The 18815-nt window shown below is 40.3% G+C and carries 18 protein-coding genes; 7 read left to right on the top strand and 11 right to left on the bottom strand.

The window, feature by feature from the left end; genetic code table 11:
• Nucleotides 1-14: 14 nt before the first annotated feature.
• On the bottom strand, nt 15-635 hold the full coding sequence (yqeK, locus tag CYAN7822_RS00260; RefSeq protein ID WP_013320218.1) for a bis(5'-nucleosyl)-tetraphosphatase (symmetrical) YqeK: 621 nt from the start codon (nt 633-635) through the stop codon (nt 15-17).
• 242 nt (nt 636-877) lie between these two features.
• Between yqeK and CYAN7822_RS38835 the strand changes: the two genes are divergently transcribed.
• A complete protein-coding gene (locus CYAN7822_RS38835) occupies nt 878-1372 on the top strand; it encodes a hypothetical protein (protein ID WP_013320217.1) in 495 nt (164 codons plus the stop codon).
• Here the strand turns inward: CYAN7822_RS38835 and CYAN7822_RS00250 are convergent.
• From CYAN7822_RS00250 to hpnA, 4 genes are all read right to left on the bottom strand, one after another.
• Entirely contained in the window at nt 1337-1846 is a 510-nt protein-coding gene (locus tag CYAN7822_RS00250; protein ID WP_013320216.1) for an aldo/keto reductase, read from the bottom strand. The two genes, CYAN7822_RS38835 and CYAN7822_RS00250, sit on opposite strands and share 36 nt — an antisense overlap.
• Nucleotides 1847-1856: 10 nt before the next feature.
• A complete protein-coding gene (locus CYAN7822_RS00245; protein ID WP_013320215.1) occupies nt 1857-2609 on the bottom strand; it encodes a hypothetical protein in 753 nt (250 codons plus the stop codon).
• A 17-nt stretch (nt 2610-2626) separates the two neighbouring features.
• A complete protein-coding gene (locus tag CYAN7822_RS00240; protein WP_013320214.1) occupies nt 2627-3499 on the bottom strand; it encodes an aldo/keto reductase in 873 nt (290 codons plus the stop codon).
• Between the two features lie 316 nt (nt 3500-3815).
• Nucleotides 3816-4805, bottom strand: a complete 990-nt coding sequence (gene hpnA / locus CYAN7822_RS00235) for a hopanoid-associated sugar epimerase (protein ID WP_041933085.1) — start codon at nt 4803-4805, stop codon at nt 3816-3818.
• A gap of 65 nt (nt 4806-4870) precedes the next feature.
• Between hpnA and CYAN7822_RS00230 the strand changes: the two genes are divergently transcribed.
• Nucleotides 4871-5704, top strand: coding sequence for a metallophosphoesterase (locus CYAN7822_RS00230; protein WP_013320212.1), 834 nt, complete (start codon nt 4871-4873; stop codon nt 5702-5704).
• Between the two features lie 339 nt (nt 5705-6043).
• On the top strand, nt 6044-7594 hold the full coding sequence (locus tag CYAN7822_RS00225) for a peptidoglycan-binding protein (protein WP_013320211.1): 1551 nt from the start codon (nt 6044-6046) through the stop codon (nt 7592-7594).
• A gap of 127 nt (nt 7595-7721) precedes the next feature.
• Here the strand turns inward: CYAN7822_RS00225 and CYAN7822_RS00220 are convergent, their stop codons facing one another.
• Together CYAN7822_RS00220 and grrP are read right to left on the bottom strand one after the other, a co-directional pair.
• Complete coding sequence (locus CYAN7822_RS00220; RefSeq protein ID WP_013320210.1) at nt 7722-8909, bottom strand: TRC40/GET3/ArsA family transport-energizing ATPase; 1188 nt, start codon at nt 8907-8909, stop codon at nt 7722-7724.
• Between the two features lie 48 nt (nt 8910-8957).
• Nucleotides 8958-9848 (bottom strand): extracellular substrate binding-like orphan protein GrrP, encoded by an 891-nt coding sequence (gene grrP / locus CYAN7822_RS00215; protein WP_013320209.1) that lies wholly within the window; start codon nt 9846-9848, stop codon nt 8958-8960.
• A gap of 152 nt (nt 9849-10000) precedes the next feature.
• Between grrP and grrA (CYAN7822_RS00210) the strand changes: the two genes are divergently transcribed.
• From grrA (CYAN7822_RS00210) to CYAN7822_RS00195, 4 genes are all read left to right on the top strand, one after another.
• A complete protein-coding gene (grrA, locus tag CYAN7822_RS00210) occupies nt 10001-10405 on the top strand; it encodes a GrrA/OscA1 family cyclophane-containing rSAM-modified RiPP (RefSeq protein ID WP_013320208.1) in 405 nt (134 codons plus the stop codon).
• Nucleotides 10406-10533: 128 nt separating this feature from the next.
• Nucleotides 10534-10935 carry a GrrA/OscA1 family cyclophane-containing rSAM-modified RiPP gene (gene grrA, locus CYAN7822_RS00205; protein WP_013320207.1) on the top strand — a complete coding sequence of 134 codons (402 nt, stop codon included), beginning with the start codon at nt 10534-10536 and terminating at the stop codon, nt 10933-10935.
• 24 nt (nt 10936-10959) lie between these two features.
• A complete protein-coding gene (gene grrM, locus CYAN7822_RS00200; protein ID WP_013320206.1) occupies nt 10960-12147 on the top strand; it encodes a cyclophane-forming radical SAM/SPASM peptide maturase GrrM/OscB in 1188 nt (395 codons plus the stop codon).
• Between the two features lie 148 nt (nt 12148-12295).
• Nucleotides 12296-13405 (top strand): hypothetical protein, encoded by a 1110-nt coding sequence (locus CYAN7822_RS00195; protein WP_013320205.1) that lies wholly within the window; start codon nt 12296-12298, stop codon nt 13403-13405.
• 137 nt (nt 13406-13542) lie between these two features.
• Here CYAN7822_RS00195 and CYAN7822_RS00190 read toward each other — a convergent pair whose 3' ends face one another.
• From CYAN7822_RS00190 to pilM, 4 genes are all read right to left on the bottom strand, one after another.
• Nucleotides 13543-15729, bottom strand: a complete 2187-nt coding sequence (locus CYAN7822_RS00190) for a secretin and TonB N-terminal domain-containing protein (RefSeq protein WP_013320203.1) — start codon at nt 15727-15729, stop codon at nt 13543-13545.
• 111 nt (nt 15730-15840) lie between these two features.
• Nucleotides 15841-16599: a type 4a pilus biogenesis protein PilO gene (gene pilO, locus CYAN7822_RS00185; protein ID WP_013320202.1), complete on the bottom strand. Its 759-nt coding sequence runs from the start codon at nt 16597-16599 to the stop codon at nt 15841-15843.
• Nucleotides 16596-17396 (bottom strand): PilN domain-containing protein, encoded by an 801-nt coding sequence (locus CYAN7822_RS00180; protein WP_013320201.1) that lies wholly within the window; start codon nt 17394-17396, stop codon nt 16596-16598. Before CYAN7822_RS00180 ends, pilO begins: the two co-directional genes overlap by 4 nt.
• A gap of 5 nt (nt 17397-17401) precedes the next feature.
• Nucleotides 17402-18505, bottom strand: coding sequence for a type IV pilus assembly protein PilM (pilM, locus tag CYAN7822_RS00175; RefSeq protein ID WP_013320200.1), 1104 nt, complete (start codon nt 18503-18505; stop codon nt 17402-17404).
• Nucleotides 18506-18815: the final 310 nt, after the last annotated feature.

Here is an 18815-nt window from a genome sequence, read left to right as displayed (position 1 = left end):
AGGTCTATAAATCATTATGTATCCACCTTAGCAACCAATCCCTCTGGTTGGGTTGATGTTCGTGCTTGTTGTTTAACTATTTGTAAAGCCCAATTGCGAGTTAATATGGTACGGGGATGGATAGTTTTATGACTATTTAGTAAGTATTTTAAAGAAAAGTCACAGGTTTGTCGCACGCTTTTATAAAGATTTTGCCAACTGACTTGGCGCATGAGTTCTAACTCAGGAGTATCTCCTCGATTTGGCTCTAGAGCATCTGCCACAAATACTATACAACTAAGAGGACTCATCTCGGGACTACCTAAAGTATGATTTGAGATCGCGGTTAATATTTCTTCATCTTTTACCCCAAATTCATCTCTAGCGACAATGGCACTAACATCGGCGTGCAGTAGATGAGGATCACTGCGGCACAGTTGATCAATTTTCAGGCCGCTATCTTGTGCCATTTGTAATAATTTGCTAGGCGGAAAAAATTTGGCTAAGTCGTGCATTAGTCCGGCAAGGCCGGCTTTTTTTGGATCAACCCCATGTTGATAAGCCAGTTGAATAGACATCTGCTCAACCCCTAGAATATGTTGCAGACGATGCTCGGAAACGTTGTTTGACAACCAGGCGATCACCTGATCTCGCATAGGAATTTGCTCGGTTATAGGGACTTAAGATTATTTTAATGGATATGTTCAAAGATGGGTTTGGTAAATCGACGCTATAGAGTTTACTGCTTGGCCAAACTTTTGCTATATCTGTTCCTAGTGGTCAGTGGTTGAAGCCATTAGCTATGGTAAGCTTGTCTATAAGAGATCGATGGTGATAGAACTATCTATTATTTAGGTACTTAATTAAGCTCGCCTTATTAAAGGCATAAACCAAACCTATGAAAATACCTGACTCTCCTAGAGTAATTTATGAGCTTAATCCATTAGTTGAAGTTAGTTGTCGACTAATATTTCCTGCTATCCTAAAAATAGGAATTCAAGAACCAGCCGAATTTCAAGAAAAAACGGGTTTCTCTTTACCAGTAAAAAAACGCCCACAGATTTTTTCAGTCAAAAAAACCCTAAATAATCAAGCTTATATACAATCCGAAACCCGAAAAAAATTTGAAAGTTTAAAATCTAAATGGCAGGAAGAAACAGAAATGCTTTCTTCAATTACAAAAAAAATCAAACATCCTGCTTATCAAGAGATTATTACAATGGGAGAAGAAGTTATTCCTTTTATTTTAGAAGAACTTAGCAGAGAACCTAACCATTGGTTTTATGCTCTTACGGTGATGACTAAAGCTGATCCTGTAAGTCCAGAAGATAATTTTCAGCAAGCGGTTGAAGCTTGGCTAAATTGGGGCAGAGAACAAGGTTACATTCAGTAAATTAATTATATATGAGTTCATTAAAACTTCACACAAGCCGCTTTTGATGAGATGTAACGCTAGAGGACGGTTATGAACAGACGCGCCTACATAACGAATTAATCCTTGGCTTTTCCAAATGTGCAATTGTTCTAAGGCGGCTTGTACATCTTCTAACGTATCATCCGGGGAGACATATTGCAGTAAAAATACATCCACCACATCAGTATTGAGAAATTGACGTATCTGCTGCAATTGCTCTCTAATTTCTCCTAAATCTCGGCTTTCAGTACCGGTTGCAATGATAAGTTGTTCCCGGTGAGTTACCATTAATGACTTGAGTCCGTTGAGTAAGTTGATAAAAGAGGGATCATAAAAGAAGAAAAAATTAATCCCATTCCTAAAAGCTGTCATCACAAAAGACTCTTCTGTGTTTGGATGTCCTGCCAAACCTAACCGACTTACTGGCTTTCCTTCAAGGGTTACAATATCCATAAACAATTTGTCAAAATTTGAAGGGTGGACGAACAGCAATTGTATAAGAAAATCGCTGTTTTTCTTCTCTACGACTCTTCACTATACGAAAGTCTGAGTCGATATAAAGATGTTCAAAATGCGGAGTCGCTTTTAAGGCTCCTTTTAATTGCTTAGAAACTTTTTTATTGATATTTTTCAGAAAAGCAACGTTGAATACTTCGGGTTTTTCTAAATTCAGATTGACTTGGGATTCAACAATTTGCACTAGCCATTTTTTCGCTTTTTCTATATCTAAAGGACTATCCGCAAATTTTAAAGCTTGTTTAAATCCCACATTTTCAATGAGCCATTGATTATTTTTTACTGCATATTTTTGAATTAAAATTAAATCATAAGCCACTAAAGCTTGAGAAAATTTCCCCAAAATCGGTAAGGGATTGAAAGGAGCATAACGAGCAATATTTCCATAGTATCCATTGTCTAGAAAAATTTGGTAAGACTGTTCTATGAGCCGCCCAGGGATGAGGTCTTGAAAAGGAATAGTCGACCAAATGGGAAACCATACTCCTTCAATAAGAGAAGTTTGTTCTTCCGCTTGAGGATATGGATTGCGTTGACTTAACTCTTCAAAAATTGGCGCTAAAGTATCTTGATAAAACTGGACTTTTTTATTGAGTCTATCTTTGTCCCGATGTTGAGTTAAATTAATCAGTTCTTGTTTCAGGTCTTCGGTAGGGATTTCTTTGAGATTTGGGGAAGAGTTTTGGGATAAAATAACCATAATTAATTCTTGTTTTTTTAGCGAGTTAATTGACTCTCAAGCCGTTGTATTTCTTCTGAAGAAAGTTTCACCGCTAAAGCCTTTACAGAATCTTCGATACTCGAGGTTTTACTCGCCCCAGGAATAGGAACAACACAAGGAGATTTACTCAGCAGCCATGCCAAAACAATTTGATAAACTGACACGGCTTTTTCTTGTGCTAACTGGGCAATAATCGGAATATCTTTTAAGCTACTAACGCGACGACTTCCTCCTAAAGGACTCCAAGGCAAAAAAGTTAAACCTTCTTCTTCACAATATTCTAACACACCGTCAAATTCAGGCTCACGATACCAAGGGTTATATTGATTTTGCACTGAAACAATTTCTACTATTTCTCGTGCTTGTTTAATTTGTTCAACGGAGAAATTGGAAACCCCAACATAGCGAATTAATCCCTGCTCAATGGCTTCTTTTGCCGGCGTTAAAGCTTCTTTTATGGTATAGTTAGAATCTGGGGCATGATATTGCCAAACCGCAATAGGTTTTTCTCCTCCCAGCGCTTGATAACTTTCATGAATCGTAGTCCGTAAATGATCGGGGTTGCCGTTGCGAGACCAATTTCCCCCATGCCGCATTAAGCCGCCTTTAGTCGCTACGATAACCTGGCTAGTATCTCCCTTATATTTTTGTAGGGCTTCGGCGATCAATTTTTCATTATGATGTTTATCAGATTCATCTTGGCAATAGGAGTCAGCCGTATCAATTAAAGTTACTCCTAAATCAAGGGCTTTGTGAATAACTTCTATAGACTGGGGTCTAGGAGGACGAGTTTGTAAGGACAGGGGCATTCCTCCTAACCCAATAGCACTAATAATTATATCAGTTTTGCCAAGTTTTTTGGTTTCCATAAATGAGTTTTCTATTTTGACTTTATCTATTTAGCCTAAAAAGGTTTCTCTTAAAAAACAACCCTCATAAGAGAGTTTGATAGTTTGACTGATGAGAATTATTTTTTAGAGGATTTTTAAGGATCATCTGCCGCGAGTTATAAGCTGTCACGCATTTAAATTGTTTTTGGCGACAGGGTGTAGGGGGTAGGGTGTGGGGAAGGGGTTAGAGGTTTATTTCTTAACTTGAGCATATTAAATTTAAATGCGTCTTAGCTTATTAAAAGACAGCAGGTTAAAAGTAGAGCTATTGGGATTTTTTATATTGCCTATTGCCTCATGCTATATATCCATGACTCATAAACCATTCAACCGCATCCTTAAGGGCAATTTCAAGGGGAGATTGAGGTAAACCTAACTCTTTAACCGCTTTAGCCGCCTCATAATACATCGGTTGAGTGGACATCTTTACACCATCTAAAGGAACAGAAGGCGGTTTACCTAAAGGGGCTAAAATGCGTTCTTCTACCCAAGCAACAGCCAGAGGTAACCAAAGGGGAACCGTCGTTTTAGGCGCTTCTAAAGCGGTAATTTGAGCCAGTTTTTCCAACAATTCTTTTAAGCTGAGATTTTGATGACCTAAAATATACCGTTCTCCGGTTTTTCCTTTTTCTAAAGCTAACAAATGCCCCCAGGCTACATCCCGCACATCAATCAAATTTAACCCTGTATCCACATAAGCCGGCATTTGACGACGCAAAAACCGCAAAATAATGTCTCCTGTGGGGGTGGGTTTGATATCCCAAGGGCCGATAGGCGTGCTAGGATTAACGATAACCACATCTTGACCTTTTTGACAGGCTTTTATCGCTTCTTGTTCTGCATAGTATTTAGATTTTTTGTAGTGTCCGACTAATTTTTCTACAGGACTTTGATGGGTTTCGTCGACGCTTTCGCCGGGTTTACCGACTCCTATCGCCGCTACTGAACTTGTATAAACCGTTCTTTCAATACCCGCCTCTCGCGCTGCGGCTAAAACCTGACGAGTGCCTAAGACATTACTTTGATATAATTTCTCTACTTCGCTTTGCCAAAGGGAATAATGAGCGGCGACATGAAACAAAACGCTACATCCTTGCATCTGTTTAGATAAGTCTGGATTATTGAGATCTCCTTTAATTAGTTCTATTTCTAAACCCTTTAAGTTATCTAAACGACTGTTAGGGCGAACTAACGCCTTGACTGAGTATCCTTGTTCTAACAATAGCCGCACTAAGTTAGTGCCGATAAACCCTGTTCCCCCTGTAACAAACACTTTAATAGTCATACTCATTTAAGATTCGTCGATTGTGATCTAGGGTATCGTAGAAGGGGAAAGTCAAAAAAGTACAAATGGTTTATTGGATTTTAACTGAACCTTTAAAGGTAGAACGGTTGACAGTTGCGATCGCTGATTTGCCTTCTTCCCTCATTGGTCTTAAATTAGTTCATTTATCCGATTTTCATTATGACGGAAAGCGGCTTTCAGAAGATTTACTTGCCGAAGTGATTGCTACCAGTAACAGAGAAAATCCTGATTTAATTGTTTTAACGGGAGATTATATTACTTATCTGCCTGATCCGATTGAAGATTTAATTGATAGGCTTAAATACCTTAAAAGCCGTTGGGGAATTTATGCCTGTTTAGGCAATCATGATATTTATTATCCGGGTGCTAAGTTACGAGTTATAGAGGCGTTTTCTCGCATAGGAATAAGGGTTTTATGGAATGAAATTGCTACGCCATTTGGTGAACAATTTCCTCTCGTTGGGTTAGCGGAATATTGGTCAAAAGAATTTGCGCCGGATTTAGTGATGAATAAACTTGATCCAAGGGTTCCTCGGCTGGTTTTGTGTCATAATCCTGATGCGGCTCAAATGTTGCAACAATGGCGAGTAGATTTACAACTTTCCGGTCATACTCACGGGGGACAAGTTGTTATTCCTGGTTTGGGTTCTGCGCCGCTTTTATTGCAATCTATTTGTCGTCTGACTCCAAAATTTTTACAGCCATTTATTCCGTATTTAAGATTATGTTCTAGAGTAGTGAAAAATTGGCACTGGGTTCAGGGATGGCATCAAGTAGGACGAAATCAATTATATATTAATCGAGGGTTGGGGACTTATTTCCCGGGTCGGGTTTTCTGTCCTCCTGAGTTAACAGTTATCAGGTTGGATAAACGTTAAGCTCAACAATTAACTTTATTTTTGTCCAGGCACTTACTGCCTAATTAGAATTGTGTTTGTTGCAATAAGTCAAAATACTTATCGATATATTAAGAAACCTCTGGGTAATCTTGCTTATGTCTAAAGATAGATCTATATTGAAATTAATGAAATAGAAATCAATATAAATTCTATTTTACAACAAAAATTCGTTGAGAATTTTTTATAGATTTCTATTATTAATATGCTTTGAAAAGCAATCATATAAGGCTTTAGAGCTTTAATAAGAACTTTGCATTGATAAGCTTTTGATGGTTGCCAAAGCTAATCTTGATGTCAAGTTGTTAAAGGAGATTAAAAATGGTGACTTTAGATGCTGCCCTAAAGAAAGAATATATTGAGCTTTACAAAAATTGTAAAATAAAATCAGAGTGTATTAATAGAATTGATCAATATATTGATCTGATTAGCCAAAAAAAAGACAAATATAAAGTTGTTGAACAAGCTACTCATGTCCCTTGGTATTTTGTTGCTGCGATTCATTTATTAGAATCAAGCCTCAATTTTAATACTCATTTACACAATGGAGACCCTCTAACGGCTCGAACGGTTCATGTCCCTAAAGGCCGTCCTGTTGAGGGACAACCCCCTTTTGACTGGCCAACATCAGCGATTGATGCCTTAAATTATGCCGGGTTATCTAGCTGGAATGATTGGAGTATTGAGGGAATGTGTTATAGTTTTGAGAAATATCACGGCTGGGGTTATCGGCAATATCATCCTCAAGTAAAATCTCCTTATTTGTGGAGTTTTAGTAATCACTATAGTAAGGGAAAATATGCAGCAGATGGAATTTATGATCCTAACTTAGTCAGTCAACAATGTGGGGCAATGGTCTTAATCAAACGCATGGAAGAACGAGGATTACTCCACATATCTGCTCCCCCACTTCAGCAAGTAAGCTGGTTAGAATTATATCGCAAAGAAGTGGGTGAAAATGCGTCTCCGCGTGCTGTGTTAGCGGCATGGGCTAACGATAAATTAATGGAGGTGGTGGAATTACCCGATCGAAGTACAGAAGATTTGATCAGTTTTTGTAGCAAGTATCCTAATGCTAAAACTTTCCACATAGCACCCTCTACTAAACCTGCTCCTGCTGTTACAACCCCTCTAGTTGTTCAAGTAACTTCTTTACCCCCTCTAGATCGTATTTTACGATGGGGAGACAAGGGAGATGATGTTAAAGCCTTACAACAAGCACTAAACCGTTTAAATTTTAACGCAGGAGCGGCTGATGGAGATTTTGGCGATCAGACGCAAGAAGCCGTTAAAGCTTTTCAGTTGCGAAGTGGTTTATTAGTTGATGGAGAAGTCGGGTCAGTAACTTGGGAAAAACTTGGTGGAACTGGGAAAGTTATTCTCCCTAATCTAGCCAGTTTTGCCGCCAGTGAAGCCGCTAAAAAACTTCGTTGGAATGGGGCTTCAAGTGATGCGGAAAAATATCTAGCTCCCTTACGACGGATCATGCAACAATTAGGTCACATCGGCCCGGAACCTGTTTTCTATAATTGGTGTGCGGCTTTTGTAACCTATTGCTGTCGCCAAGTAGGAATAGAGATTCCTGACCAACCAGAGGGGTTTTGGGCATCAATGGCTTTAGTTGACTCTTGGCAGTATTGGGGAAAACAGAAAGGGTATTGGCATCCCAAGAGAGAAGTAATTCCTGAGCGTGGAGATATTGTTACCTTTGATTGGTCAGGGGTAAACGGACAATTCAATCACATTGGTATTGTCAGAGGTTATACTTCAGGATCTTCTCTGATTGAAACGGCTGAAGGCAATGTAGACAATCAATGTGGTCATTTCAGCCGGTCTCTATCCTTAATCTCTGGAATTGTCAGAATCCGTTAATACTTGAGTTGTGGTTTGCTCAGGTAAGTCTTAGAGATTTGACCTATCTGAGCATTTTTAGGTAGTCATTTTAGTTTCGATGAAAAGCAGCACAATTAAATAGATGTATGCCGCCACCTAAAGCCAATTAAGCGCTCAGGGCATCACTAAAGCGAATTTTCAGATAATCTTCTTCCATTTTCGCCCCAGAGGGTTTTAATGCCGCCAAAGCTTGAGGTAAGACTAAATTCCGCCGATGGTTGCCGATGCGAATATTTAACTCATCCCCGGTTTTATTTAACTGCACTTGTTCTTTAGGCACTCCCGGTAAATACAATTCTAAGCTGTAATTATTTTTTTCTTGAACAACTCGAACAGTATTTTCTTTATAATAAACCTGAGCCGGATCTTCATCCTTATAAAGCGTATCTTTTAACCTTTCTAAAGCCTCTAAACCGCACATTTCCTCAGAATAAAGCGGAACCTCTTTAATGGGTAAAGGATGGAAATTGTCGTAAATTTCTTGTTTATAAATCTGTTGATTATCTTTCCATTTTTTGAAAAACGGATCAGTTACCGTATCGGGAATAATCCGATTAGCCACAATTAAATCCGTCGAAACATTATACAAACTGAGGTAAGCGTGGGCCCGTAAAGACTCTTTAATCACCATTTTTTCGGGATTAGTCACCAGCCGCACCGTTGTCTGAGTATTATCCGTCAAAACCTTTTCTAAAGCTTCAATCTGCTCATAAAATTCATAGGGAGCATCCATCACCTCTTTATCCGGTAAGGAAAACCCCGTAATAGGTTTAAAAATCGGTTCAAACAGAGGACGCAGGGCAATAGACATCCCTTGTAACGGCTTGTAAAATCTTCTCATATACCAGCCGCCCACCTCGGGAATACTCAGCAGCCGCAAAGCCGTACCCGTAGGAGCCGAGTCTATAATCAAGACATCGTAGGTTCCCTCATCATAATGCCGTTTCATCCGCACTAAACCGAAAATTTCATCCATTCCGGGTAAAATCGCTAATTCTTCGGCTTGTACCCCTTCTAACCCACGCGCCTGTAAGACTTGGGTGATGTAGCGTTTTACTGCCCCCCAATTCCCCTCTAATTCCATCAACGCATCGAGTTCTGCCCCCCAGAGGTTAGGGCGCACCAAACGGGGATCGTGTCCTAATTCGAGATCAAAGCTATCTGCTAGGGAATGGGCGGGATCGGTACTCAACACTAAGGTTCTGTAACCAAGTTCAGCACATCGCAGTCCAGTGGCAGCCGCTACGGAGGTTTTCCCGACTCCTCCTTTGCCAGTCATGAGAATTACGCGCATGGGTTGCTCTCTCAGAAATTTTACATTGCTTATTATTTATTATAGGATTTACTTTTCAATAATAATTTGTTCCCTAGAATTAACTACATCCTGAAAATAGTTGCGAATTAATTCTGGATCGATGGTAATAATTCCATCTTTGCCAAACCAGCGCTCAACAATAGCCACTGAACTCGGTTCTCCATCTAGATAACCTTGCATCAATCTAACAACGCTAAAATTGACCACATCTAAAAACTTTGAGTTATTTTCTGGCACCATACAAGCGATTCCCTCACGATTGTAGGGTTTTTGAGGGACAACTTGATAAGCATTTTTGTCGCTGACCGTTTGCCGATAACCATCCAAAACTATTCCACTTGCGGCAAAACCATCAACTTTGCCCTGTTTTACGCTATCAAATCCCTCTTGCATTGACTCGACATTAACAATTATCGCTTTGGGTTGTAAGACTTTAATTACTTGTGCAGGAATGGAGTTACGAATAGCCGCGATCCGTTTACCGGCTAAAGAGTCCACAGAACCTAATTGACTGCCGCCCTTCACTAAAAGTCGAGTACCGCCAAGGCCCATACTGACAGAGAAATCAACAAATTTATCTCGCTCCCAAGTAAAGGCAGCATTACAAATAATGTCAACTTCTTGACTTATGAGCTTAGGAATTGCATCAGTAGGAGTAACTTCCACAAATTGTAGGGTAACGTCTCTTCCGAGTTGAGTTTGAAGTTGATTTTTGAGAAAATTGAGATAATCTATCGAGTAACCCACCAGTTCGTTTTTATCATTAACATAAGCCAAAGGAACAAGATCTGTCGCTGTACCTACTACTAATGTACCTGTGCGAGCCACTCTTTCTAAAACGGTTTCGGCTCCAGATTTTAGGGGAACTCCTAAAGTAAAAGCAAGGCTTATCAGGGCAAGTGTTAATGTTTTGATCATATCTACTCCTCATTACTGGGCTGAATTCTGAAAAAATTTGGAAAAAATGTAGTAAGATAACTCGATAGGATGATTATAGATATCATGTCACGAGTTTTACCGTTTTGTAAAAAAATTTATTTAAAAATAGCTCATTACCCAAAGGGAACTAAATGAACATTACCACAACCACTGGATTAGTTGGCTTTTTATTAGCGCTATCGGCTTTCAATATTCCTTCCTCTGAGGCCAAAACTTTATATACTTCTGCTAGTCCTGTTAAACCGACGATTGAACAACGTCTAGCTAAAATTAGTGCCACTATTAGAGAACAAGAAAATCATCTGCCAGAATCAGCTAAAACCGATTTAGATACTGAAATAGCCGGGGCCTGGGGGAATGGTCGTGGTAGAGGTTGGGCTGATGGTTCAGGGGGTAGAGGTTGGGCTGATGGTTCAGGGGGTAGAGGTTGGGCTGATGGTCGCGGCGGAGGGGGTTGGGGAAATACTAGGGGCGGTGGCGGTTGGGTTAATGGCCGTAACTGGGCTGATGGTGGGGGTTTCTTGAATCGCCGTTAATCTACTAATTTTTCAATTAAATTAGGGATTTTAAGTAACTTAGAGTGATTGATAGATATAATGTCATATATCTTACCGTTTCGTTGCAAAATTAATTTTTCAATAACTGATTAGGCAAAAAGATAGGAATGAACATTACCACAACCACTGGATTAGTAGGCTTTTTATTAGCGCTGTCGGCTTTCAATATTCCTTCCTCTGAGGCCAAAACTTTAGACAATTCTGCTAGTCCTGTTAAACCGACGATTGAACAACGTCTAGCTAAAATTAGTGCCACTATTAGAGAACAAGAAAATCATCTGCCAGAATCAGCTAAAACCGATTTAGATACTGAAATAGCCGGGGCCTGGGGAAATGGTCGTGGTCGCGGTTGGGTAGATGGTTCAGGGCGTAGAGGTTGGGTAGATGGTTCAGGGTCTAGAGGTTGGGCTAATGGTCGCAACGGTGGCGGCTGGGGTAATGGTCGAGATGGAAGTTGGGTTAATGGTCGTCGTTGGGGTGATGGTGGCGGTTTCTGGAATCGCCGCTAATATTGATGAAAAAGATAGATTAATATGACTTTAAGCCAACAAAATTTTCTAGAAATCCCGGCGGCTGATATTAGCACTTTTGGCCCCATTAACCTAGTGGTTATTCAGACCACGTCTTTTTGTAATTTGGACTGTGATTATTGTTATTTACCCCATCGTCATCTGAAAAACCAGTTATCTTTAGAACTGATTGATCCGATTTTAAAAACGGTTTTAACTAGCCCTTTTGTCGAAGACAGTTTTACCATTTGCTGGCACGCCGGTGAACCTCTGGCTGTTCCCGTTGCTTTTTATCGTTCGGCTTTTCAAATTATTGCTGAAGCTCAGAAAAAATATAGTACAAAACCTTGTCAGATTTTTCAATCTGTGCAAACCAATGCGACTTTAATTAATGCGGCTTTGTGTGACCTGTTTAAAGAATATCAAGTTCTGGTAGGAGTCAGTATTGATGGCCCTGCATTTATTCATGATGCCCATCGTAAAACTCGCTCGGGTAAAGGAAGTCATGCCAGTACCATGCGCGGGATATCTTTATTACAAAAAAATGACATTCCTGTGCAAATTATTGCCGTGATTACTGAAGATTCTTTAGATTATCCGGATGAAATTTTTAACTTTTTTATGGAAAATGGACTGACGGATGTAGGATTTAATTTAGAAGAAACTGAAGGGGTTAATCAATCTTCGTCTTTGGATAAAATCGGTATAGAAGAACGTTATCGGGCTTTTATGCAAAGAATCTGGGACTTGACGGCTCAAAGTGAGGGAAAATTTCAGCTACGAGAATTTGAGTCGATTTGTACTTTAATTTATAATGATTGTCGGCTGAATAATACTGATATGAATGCTCCTTTTGTGATAGTGAGTTTTGATCATCAAGGCAATTTTTCAACCTTTGATCCTGAATTACTATCAGTTAAAACCACTGATTACGGAGATTTTATTTTAGGCAATGTTTTTCATGATACTTTAGAATCTGTTTGTCATACAGAAAAATTTCTAAAAATTTATCAGGATATGAAAACCGGGGTTGACCTCTGTCAGCAAACCTGTCAATATTTCGGCGTATGTGGTGGGGGGGCAGGCAGTAATAAGTATTGGGAAAATGGCACGTTTCGCTCTACCCAAACTCGCGCTTGTCGGTATCGTTCACAAATTATAACCGATATTATTTTAGCCGAGTTAGAAAATATTTATCAGATTACCAGTTAAAATCGCCTAGAGACGTTGCAGGCAAAGTTAGTACAGGGATGACTGATAAGACGAGCAATTAAGTTGGTGGGCACGATAAAATATTCTCTACGAGGTTTCAACTTCTAGATCTATGCCCACCCTATCATCATGATCCCACTCAAAGGCAATGAATCTTAAACGTTACCCAAAATTTAGATCTTTGTTCCTGCTTTGTTTGATAATTGTCGCTATTGTTTCCTTTAACTATTTGAGCATAGAAAAAGTCGATGCGGCTGATGAACAGTCGGGAACGAGTTCCCGGCCCCAATGTAGTTATCACCCAGAAGCTTATCAAGAGCTTAATCTAACGAATTTAAAAGATGAACTTGAAGGGACTGGTTTAATTGGTTCAATTCATGGTGCTAGTTCGTCATCTAAACTTTTTGTGCTTTCTGTACGGGAACCTGAGAATTTTTTCAATCATCGTGAGTTTTCTTTGGTGACTTATGATAGAGCGGCTTTCAAGGCTTTAACAGAGGTTAAGCGTCATGATCAAGTGTGTATTCGAGGGCGCTTTCTTGCTAATCCTAGCCAGCAAAAACATATTTTAGTAGAATCTCTAAAAATTCTAGAACCTTGGTCATATAAAAATGATTTTAAACCCTATGAAAGAAAAACTGCTCTGCCTGAAGAATTAAAAAATCAAACCAGTGTGATAGGCAAAGTTCACGCCGTAGCCGCCGATGGAGGAGTGATGGTTATTGAGTATAAAGATGCTGTGATTCCTGTATTTGTTCAATCTCCTCAATTGACTAAAGATTTATTTCGTGGCGATATTATTCGCCTCCATTATCGCTTGCAAAATCTGCCCACACAACCAACCCATTTACGACTAAATCTTGATCTCGACAAACCCCTACAAATGATTGATTCTATCGCCGCTTGGCACGAAAAAGAAATTGTTGTCAAGGGAAAATTGGTTAAGTTTCCCCAAAGTCCTCAAATCAAGTTTGATGTCTATGCGCTTGCAGTAGACACAGGGGGCATCACTCGATATTTTACTCTAGTTAATTTTGACGATGCCTCAGAATTTGAAAAAATTAGGCAAAAACTCGCCCAAATTTGGAATGATCATCTTTCTACTGCTAGTTCAGGTCGAAATATGTTGATCAATGAGGATGTGGTTATTGAAGTTCGAGGCCGGGGTAATGTTGTCTCCCCTGGACAAGCTAATCCTCAAATTTTGTTATCTGGAGTCGAAGATATTCAACTTTTAAGCTATGGCGCTACGCGCTAGGCAACAGGCGCAACAGGCAACAGTTGATTATGACAAGGTTTTATCTTCTCGCCATGTCCTAACTTTAATGCGTAGTGCTATAATTTAGCCCGCGCAGGCGGGCCGGGTTCGTCGCTGCTTGCCCTTGAGGGTTAGGCTTATTTAGGCTGAACGGGAAAACCTTGCCGCCTCAACAATTCTGCCGCTCCAGGGCCAGGATTATAATTAATTCCAAAGGTAGCATCTGGGCGATCATCGATAATTTTCGGCGTTAACAGCACAATTACCTCACTACGGTTTCCATTATTATCGGTTCGTCTAAACAAAGCACCTAATATAGGAATATCTCCTAAAATCGGCACTTTAGTAACCGTTGTTCGCTCAGTTTCGCTAATAATACCCGAAAGAATCAAGGTTTGGCCATCCCGCATTCGGATCAGTCCTGATGTCATTTCCCGCCGTGATAACAAGGTAAGGGTGTTATTTGAACCATTGCCACTATCAAAGGTCTGTGTGGCACCGGGAGCGGCAATAGTGGGACTGACGAATAAACTCACAAAGCCATTATCGTCAATGCGATCCACTTCAACGGTAAGGGTTAAACCAGCATCTTGTAGAACCGGGGTTGTGGTTCTAACGCCACTGAGAGGATCAACTTGGGTATTAACACTTTCAACCACTTTTTGGGTTAACTTGACGGTGGCTTGTTGTCCCTCTTGAACCACGAGAGTCGGGTCGGTCAGGATTTTCGCATTACCACTGGTAATACTAGCCTGTAGGGTTGCTAAGAATTTTTGGGGAAACTGGAATAAATTAGGGAGTTGATAGGTAAAAGTTCTTTGTCCAGTGGCTGCATCATAGGTAGCTGCTGATACACCGGGTTGAAACGGGTTATTAAAGGTCCCAAAACTCGGACGAGCATAGGGAATTGTGTTGTTGGCGGTTCTGAGAATATCAGCACTTCCAGAATTGAAATTCCCAAAGGGAGCATTTTGTTGATCAAAGAAAATATTGGGCGTTAAACCTCCAAGTGCATCCGGTACACTAATAACCGGAGGCGTAACGACTGAGGCGTTGGTTTGTGCTGAGGTAGGAGGATTGTAATTGCCAAAATTTAAGATGGCTGTTCCGTTATCTTGAAGAAAGAATCCATCATCAAAGCCAAAGGAAAATCTACTCGAGTAAGATTGTGTACCTTGAAGTTGAACGTCAACCACTTTGACATTGACGGCTACTTGACGACGGCGAGCATCAAGTTGCACTAGCATGGAAGTGGCAATTTCCACTTGACGCGGTTCTCCAATTAAGGTTATGGAATTGAGTCTTTGATCGGCAACAAGGGATAATCCTTGTAACAATAATGGTGAATTTACTCCGGCTTGGTTAACTACGGTGAGAGGATATAGTCCGGGTGGTGTTTCTCTGCGTCCCACGACTCGGCCTGTTAGGGGGTCGGTAATATCTTCGGTTTGTGTGACTAAACGTTGATATTCTGCGCCTTGTGTTGCCAAAAAAGTTGCTGCGTTGATGGCTTCAACTTGGTTTAGTCGTATAGTACGGGTAATTAAATTCCGAGCGGCTGCCGGCAAAGCAGTACCCACAAATATTGTCCGTCCTCGACGATTGGCTTTTAAGCCTGATACCATCAGCACAGAGTTAAACACTTCTTGTACTGATTCATTTTCTAAATCTAGAGATACGGTTTGTTGCCCTTGAGGAGCCACAGCCCCCTGTTGTCCCTGTCCTTGAGCCGCACTGGTTTGGCTATCGGTAAAGATCAGATTAAATCCGGCATAACGAGCTAACACGGCTAACACTTCCCTGGCCGGTGCTTCCCGTAAGACAAGACGAGGAATAATAGCCGCAGTTCCTAAATCAATGGTCTGGGCCATAGAGTCAATATTGGACACAGCCATATCTCCCACTGGTGGGGCTACCGCCCGAGGTAAGACGGGAAAAGCCGGGGTGGTCGGTTGAGTCTGCTTCTGCTTATCTTCAATTACGATGTCTGGATTAGGAAGCATGGGGCTAGACTGAGCCAAGAGCTTCTTATCTTTTAACTCCTCATTTTTTTCTAAGGGAAAATTGAGAGAACTTGTCTGGGGGAAAGAACTTGTTTCTGGCTCTGTTATAGATGACTCCCTGATGTCTTTACCAATAGATTCTATTGAAAAAGTTTCGGCCCCTGTTTCTGTGGTCAAAGTTTGATGGGAAAACCCGTTAAAAATGGGGGGTTTTTCCGAATGAGAGTCGGAAGATTCGGGGCTTGCCAGCAACGATGGCTGGATAGCTACAAATATCGAAGCGACTCCCCCTAATATTAGCGGATAATGATAGTTATACACGATTCACTCCTCAACCTATGTTGTCAGCAACACTTTTTATTAATAATTAATTTTCCTTTTAAGATCCTAGGATAAATCAATAATTTTTATAAACAGTCGTCCTCCTGATAATTATTGTGGGGGTTGTGCGGATTGTGATGATGGGTCGGGTGGTGGTGGTGGCAGGTCGCCAAAAGATACAGGTAAAATCACTTCTAGTAAGAAGGTGGTTTTCAGTTTGAGCTTTGCAGGTGTAAGCTTTCCGGTTCGGTCGAACACTCCGGCTTTTTGCTTGCTGTCTATTGGCTCACTCACCAGATTTTTAATTAAAATTAAAGGCTGTAATTTTTCTAAATCTCGTAATAGAGATTGGCTTTGCTCAAATTCTCCTTTCATTTCAATATTAATACTCTGACGTTTCAGCTTTTGGTTAACTCCTTGCCCAAGGGAACCATCATCTATAACCGTTACTTCCCCTTGAGGTTCAAAACTGACCAACTCTACATTTCTGGATTTAAAAAAACCATTGATATCCAATAAGAGTGTGTCCAGACTTTTTTCATTACCAAAAAAAGCTAAAATTTCTTTTCTGAGAGCTTGTTTTTGTTGCAGTTCTTGTTCTGCCGCCGCTAATTTTTTGGCAAAATTACCAGTATTTTGTTGGTTAACGTTGTCCAACAGAGAAGCTTCTTCGGTTTTTTGCTCTTGGTAAGTGGTATAGGCTGGCATAACCATATTCAACAATATATAAATTGCCCCTATTCCCCCTAAAATCGCAAAAGCTATTCCGCTTACTTTTGGGGTGAAAGTAATGCCAAAAGCCACTGGATATTTACTTGAATCTTCAAAATCCTGGCCTTCTTCTGGAGTATATTCGTCGGAAAATGTCATGGTTTTAGAACTCCTTTTTGTTCAAGGGTTTTAATCCGAGTCACTAATCCAACAGCACCATTACGAGCTAATGCTGGTAGTAATTGAGAGGCAGGACTCTCATTGAGTTGTGTGACAATAGTATATTTCACTCCCTCGGGAAACTCAACAATTAGGTTTTTTGCGACAAATTTTTCCGGATTTTCCAACTCCAGTGGTAAAGGGCTGGATTCGGCTTTGATCAATTTGATGGTCTCAGCTTTGAAAAAAGGAGAGTTTTGTAAACTTAATATAAACTTATTTACATCATCGTAATTGATGGCATAACCTTCGAGCGTTAACTGATTGGCCATCATTGATGATTGTCCGGGTGGTGCCGGTTGTCCGGGTGGTGCTGTTTGTGGCACTAAAGTTTGTTTAATGCTGCTCACTTGTACTGCTTCAGGTATTCGATTGCGAATTTCTTGTAAAATCGCTGAGGCCGGTTTGACTTGATTAAAAACACTCACTAGAGATTGTGTATTTTCATCAATAGCTTGAATGTATTTGCGAATTTGTGTTAATTTTTGATTTTGATCGGTAAACTCTTTTACCTTGACCTTTAGTTCTTCAACATTTTTCTGAGTTTGAGTGGTTTGCCAATTCAAAAGTGCTAATAAACCCAAGGGAAAAGCGATTAACAAAACCATCACTCCTAAGCCAATGAGCATCGGTATTTGTTCTTGAGCGGTGGGAGCCGCGCTTCGAGTTTGGGTAAAGGTTTTGTTGGCTTCTTCGCTTTGACGATCTTTAAGAAAATTAATATCTATGCTGTACATTTTAATTACACCTCTCGCAATCCTAAACCCAATACCGTTCCTAACCCAGGTCGTTGAACTGAGGTAATCTCTTGCTCAACATCTAAAGAAAGAGCCGTGATCGGATCGATCTGCATCGTCGGGATACTTAAGCGCTGAGTAAAAAATTCATCTAATTGGGCAAGTCCTCCCCCGGGCCCGGCCAACAAGAGTTGTACTATTTCTAATTCGTCGCTCTGATTGAGATAAAAGTTGATCGAACGACGTAATTCATCGGTTAGTTCGCCTAAAACTCTCATTAATGCGGTCATGCCTGGGTTAATCGCCGCTCCTGCGGTACTCATACTATCAAATGCCGTGACGGGAATGGTCATTCCTTGAAGAATATCAGGACTTCTCGAGGTGGGTAAATTCATTGCACGTGAGAGAGCATTTTGCAACTGATAAGTTCCGATGGGCACTGTTCGAGAAAATTGTGGCACTCCATCCACGACAATGGCTATTTCCGTATTGTCAAATTCAATATCCACCAATACGGCCGCTTCATTGGAACTAAATTGTCTTAGTTGTTCTCTAATGGTACGAATAAGGGCAAAACTATTAATTTCTATCACATCCACTTGTAAACCCGCTTGCTGAAATGTTTCTATGTAAGAGTCGGTCACTTCCCGTCGCGTTGCTACCAGCAGCACGTGAACTTTTTCAATGCCATCTTCGTCTTCAAAATAGCCGAGCTTATGATAATCAAGGTCTACTTCTTCTCTGGGATAAGGTAAATATAAACTTGCTTCATGATTGAGTACCATATCCCGTAATTCTTGATCGTCGAGTTCTGCGGGAATGGGAATAATACGGATAATTGACTCCCGCATCGGTACTCCTGTGGCTACTCGCTTGGCTTTAATCTTATACTCGGTCAACATCTCTTGGATGATTTCCGCTAAAGCTGGAGAATCCACGATTTTTCCCTCTTGGAAGATTCCTTCAGGAATTTCTACTGTACAAAATTTGGACAGTCGATAATTTTGTCCCTGTTTAGATAGTTGTGCTAGATTTACTCGCTCTGGGGTGATTTCCATCCCAAATCCTTGTGATTGCTTAGGAAGCAGTTTTTTCAAAAAACTTAACATATCTTTAAGCCTAAAGGAAAATTGAGTCCGAAGGGAGGAGTAGAGAAAGGTAAAAAAGTATTTTTTTTATCCTAGCGAATTTGACTTAATAAGGTAAATATTAAACTTACACTAGAATCAGGGCTTCTATTGAGATGATCAAATGCTCATTCAAGAGCGATGATCACCTCCCTTGGCACAGGCTCATTTCTGTTAAAAGATTCCTCCACAGCTATAGAATACCCAATCTTGGATTGTAATATTAACATATAGGTCTATCAAAGCTATAAGCCTATCCTGATGGCCAAGCACAATGTCTCTGTCTGACTTG

Origin of the sequence: Gloeothece verrucosa PCC 7822, from assembly GCF_000147335.1 — a bacterium.
Lineage (GTDB): Bacteria > Cyanobacteriota > Cyanobacteriia > Cyanobacteriales > Microcystaceae > Gloeothece > Gloeothece verrucosa.
The sequence above is the reverse complement of the archived record's forward strand: the minus strand, read 5'-3'. Positions and strand labels throughout refer to the sequence as shown.

Coding starts and splice junctions, on each gene's coding strand:
- yqeK (WP_013320218.1), bottom strand. CDS start 635: ATGCGAGATCAGGTGATCGCCTGGTTGTCAAACAACGTTTCCGAGCAT.
- CYAN7822_RS38835 (WP_013320217.1), top strand. CDS start 878: ATGAAAATACCTGACTCTCCTAGAGTAATTTATGAGCTTAATCCATTA.
- CYAN7822_RS00250 (WP_013320216.1), bottom strand. CDS start 1,846: ATGGATATTGTAACCCTTGAAGGAAAGCCAGTAAGTCGGTTAGGTTTG.
- CYAN7822_RS00245 (WP_013320215.1), bottom strand. CDS start 2,609: ATGGTTATTTTATCCCAAAACTCTTCCCCAAATCTCAAAGAAATCCCT.
- CYAN7822_RS00240 (WP_013320214.1), bottom strand. CDS start 3,499: ATGGAAACCAAAAAACTTGGCAAAACTGATATAATTATTAGTGCTATT.
- hpnA (WP_041933085.1), bottom strand. CDS start 4,805: ATGACTATTAAAGTGTTTGTTACAGGGGGAACAGGGTTTATCGGCACT.
- CYAN7822_RS00230 (WP_013320212.1), top strand. CDS start 4,871: ATGGTTTATTGGATTTTAACTGAACCTTTAAAGGTAGAACGGTTGACA.
- CYAN7822_RS00225 (WP_013320211.1), top strand. CDS start 6,044: ATGGTGACTTTAGATGCTGCCCTAAAGAAAGAATATATTGAGCTTTAC.
- CYAN7822_RS00220 (WP_013320210.1), bottom strand. CDS start 8,909: ATGCGCGTAATTCTCATGACTGGCAAAGGAGGAGTCGGGAAAACCTCC.
- grrP (WP_013320209.1), bottom strand. CDS start 9,848: ATGATCAAAACATTAACACTTGCCCTGATAAGCCTTGCTTTTACTTTA.
- grrA (WP_013320208.1), top strand. CDS start 10,001: ATGAACATTACCACAACCACTGGATTAGTTGGCTTTTTATTAGCGCTA.
- grrA (WP_013320207.1), top strand. CDS start 10,534: ATGAACATTACCACAACCACTGGATTAGTAGGCTTTTTATTAGCGCTG.
- grrM (WP_013320206.1), top strand. CDS start 10,960: ATGACTTTAAGCCAACAAAATTTTCTAGAAATCCCGGCGGCTGATATT.
- CYAN7822_RS00195 (WP_013320205.1), top strand. CDS start 12,296: ATGAATCTTAAACGTTACCCAAAATTTAGATCTTTGTTCCTGCTTTGT.
- pilO (WP_013320202.1), bottom strand. CDS start 16,599: ATGACATTTTCCGACGAATATACTCCAGAAGAAGGCCAGGATTTTGAA.
- CYAN7822_RS00180 (WP_013320201.1), bottom strand. CDS start 17,396: ATGTACAGCATAGATATTAATTTTCTTAAAGATCGTCAAAGCGAAGAA.
- pilM (WP_013320200.1), bottom strand. CDS start 18,505: ATGTTAAGTTTTTTGAAAAAACTGCTTCCTAAGCAATCACAAGGATTT.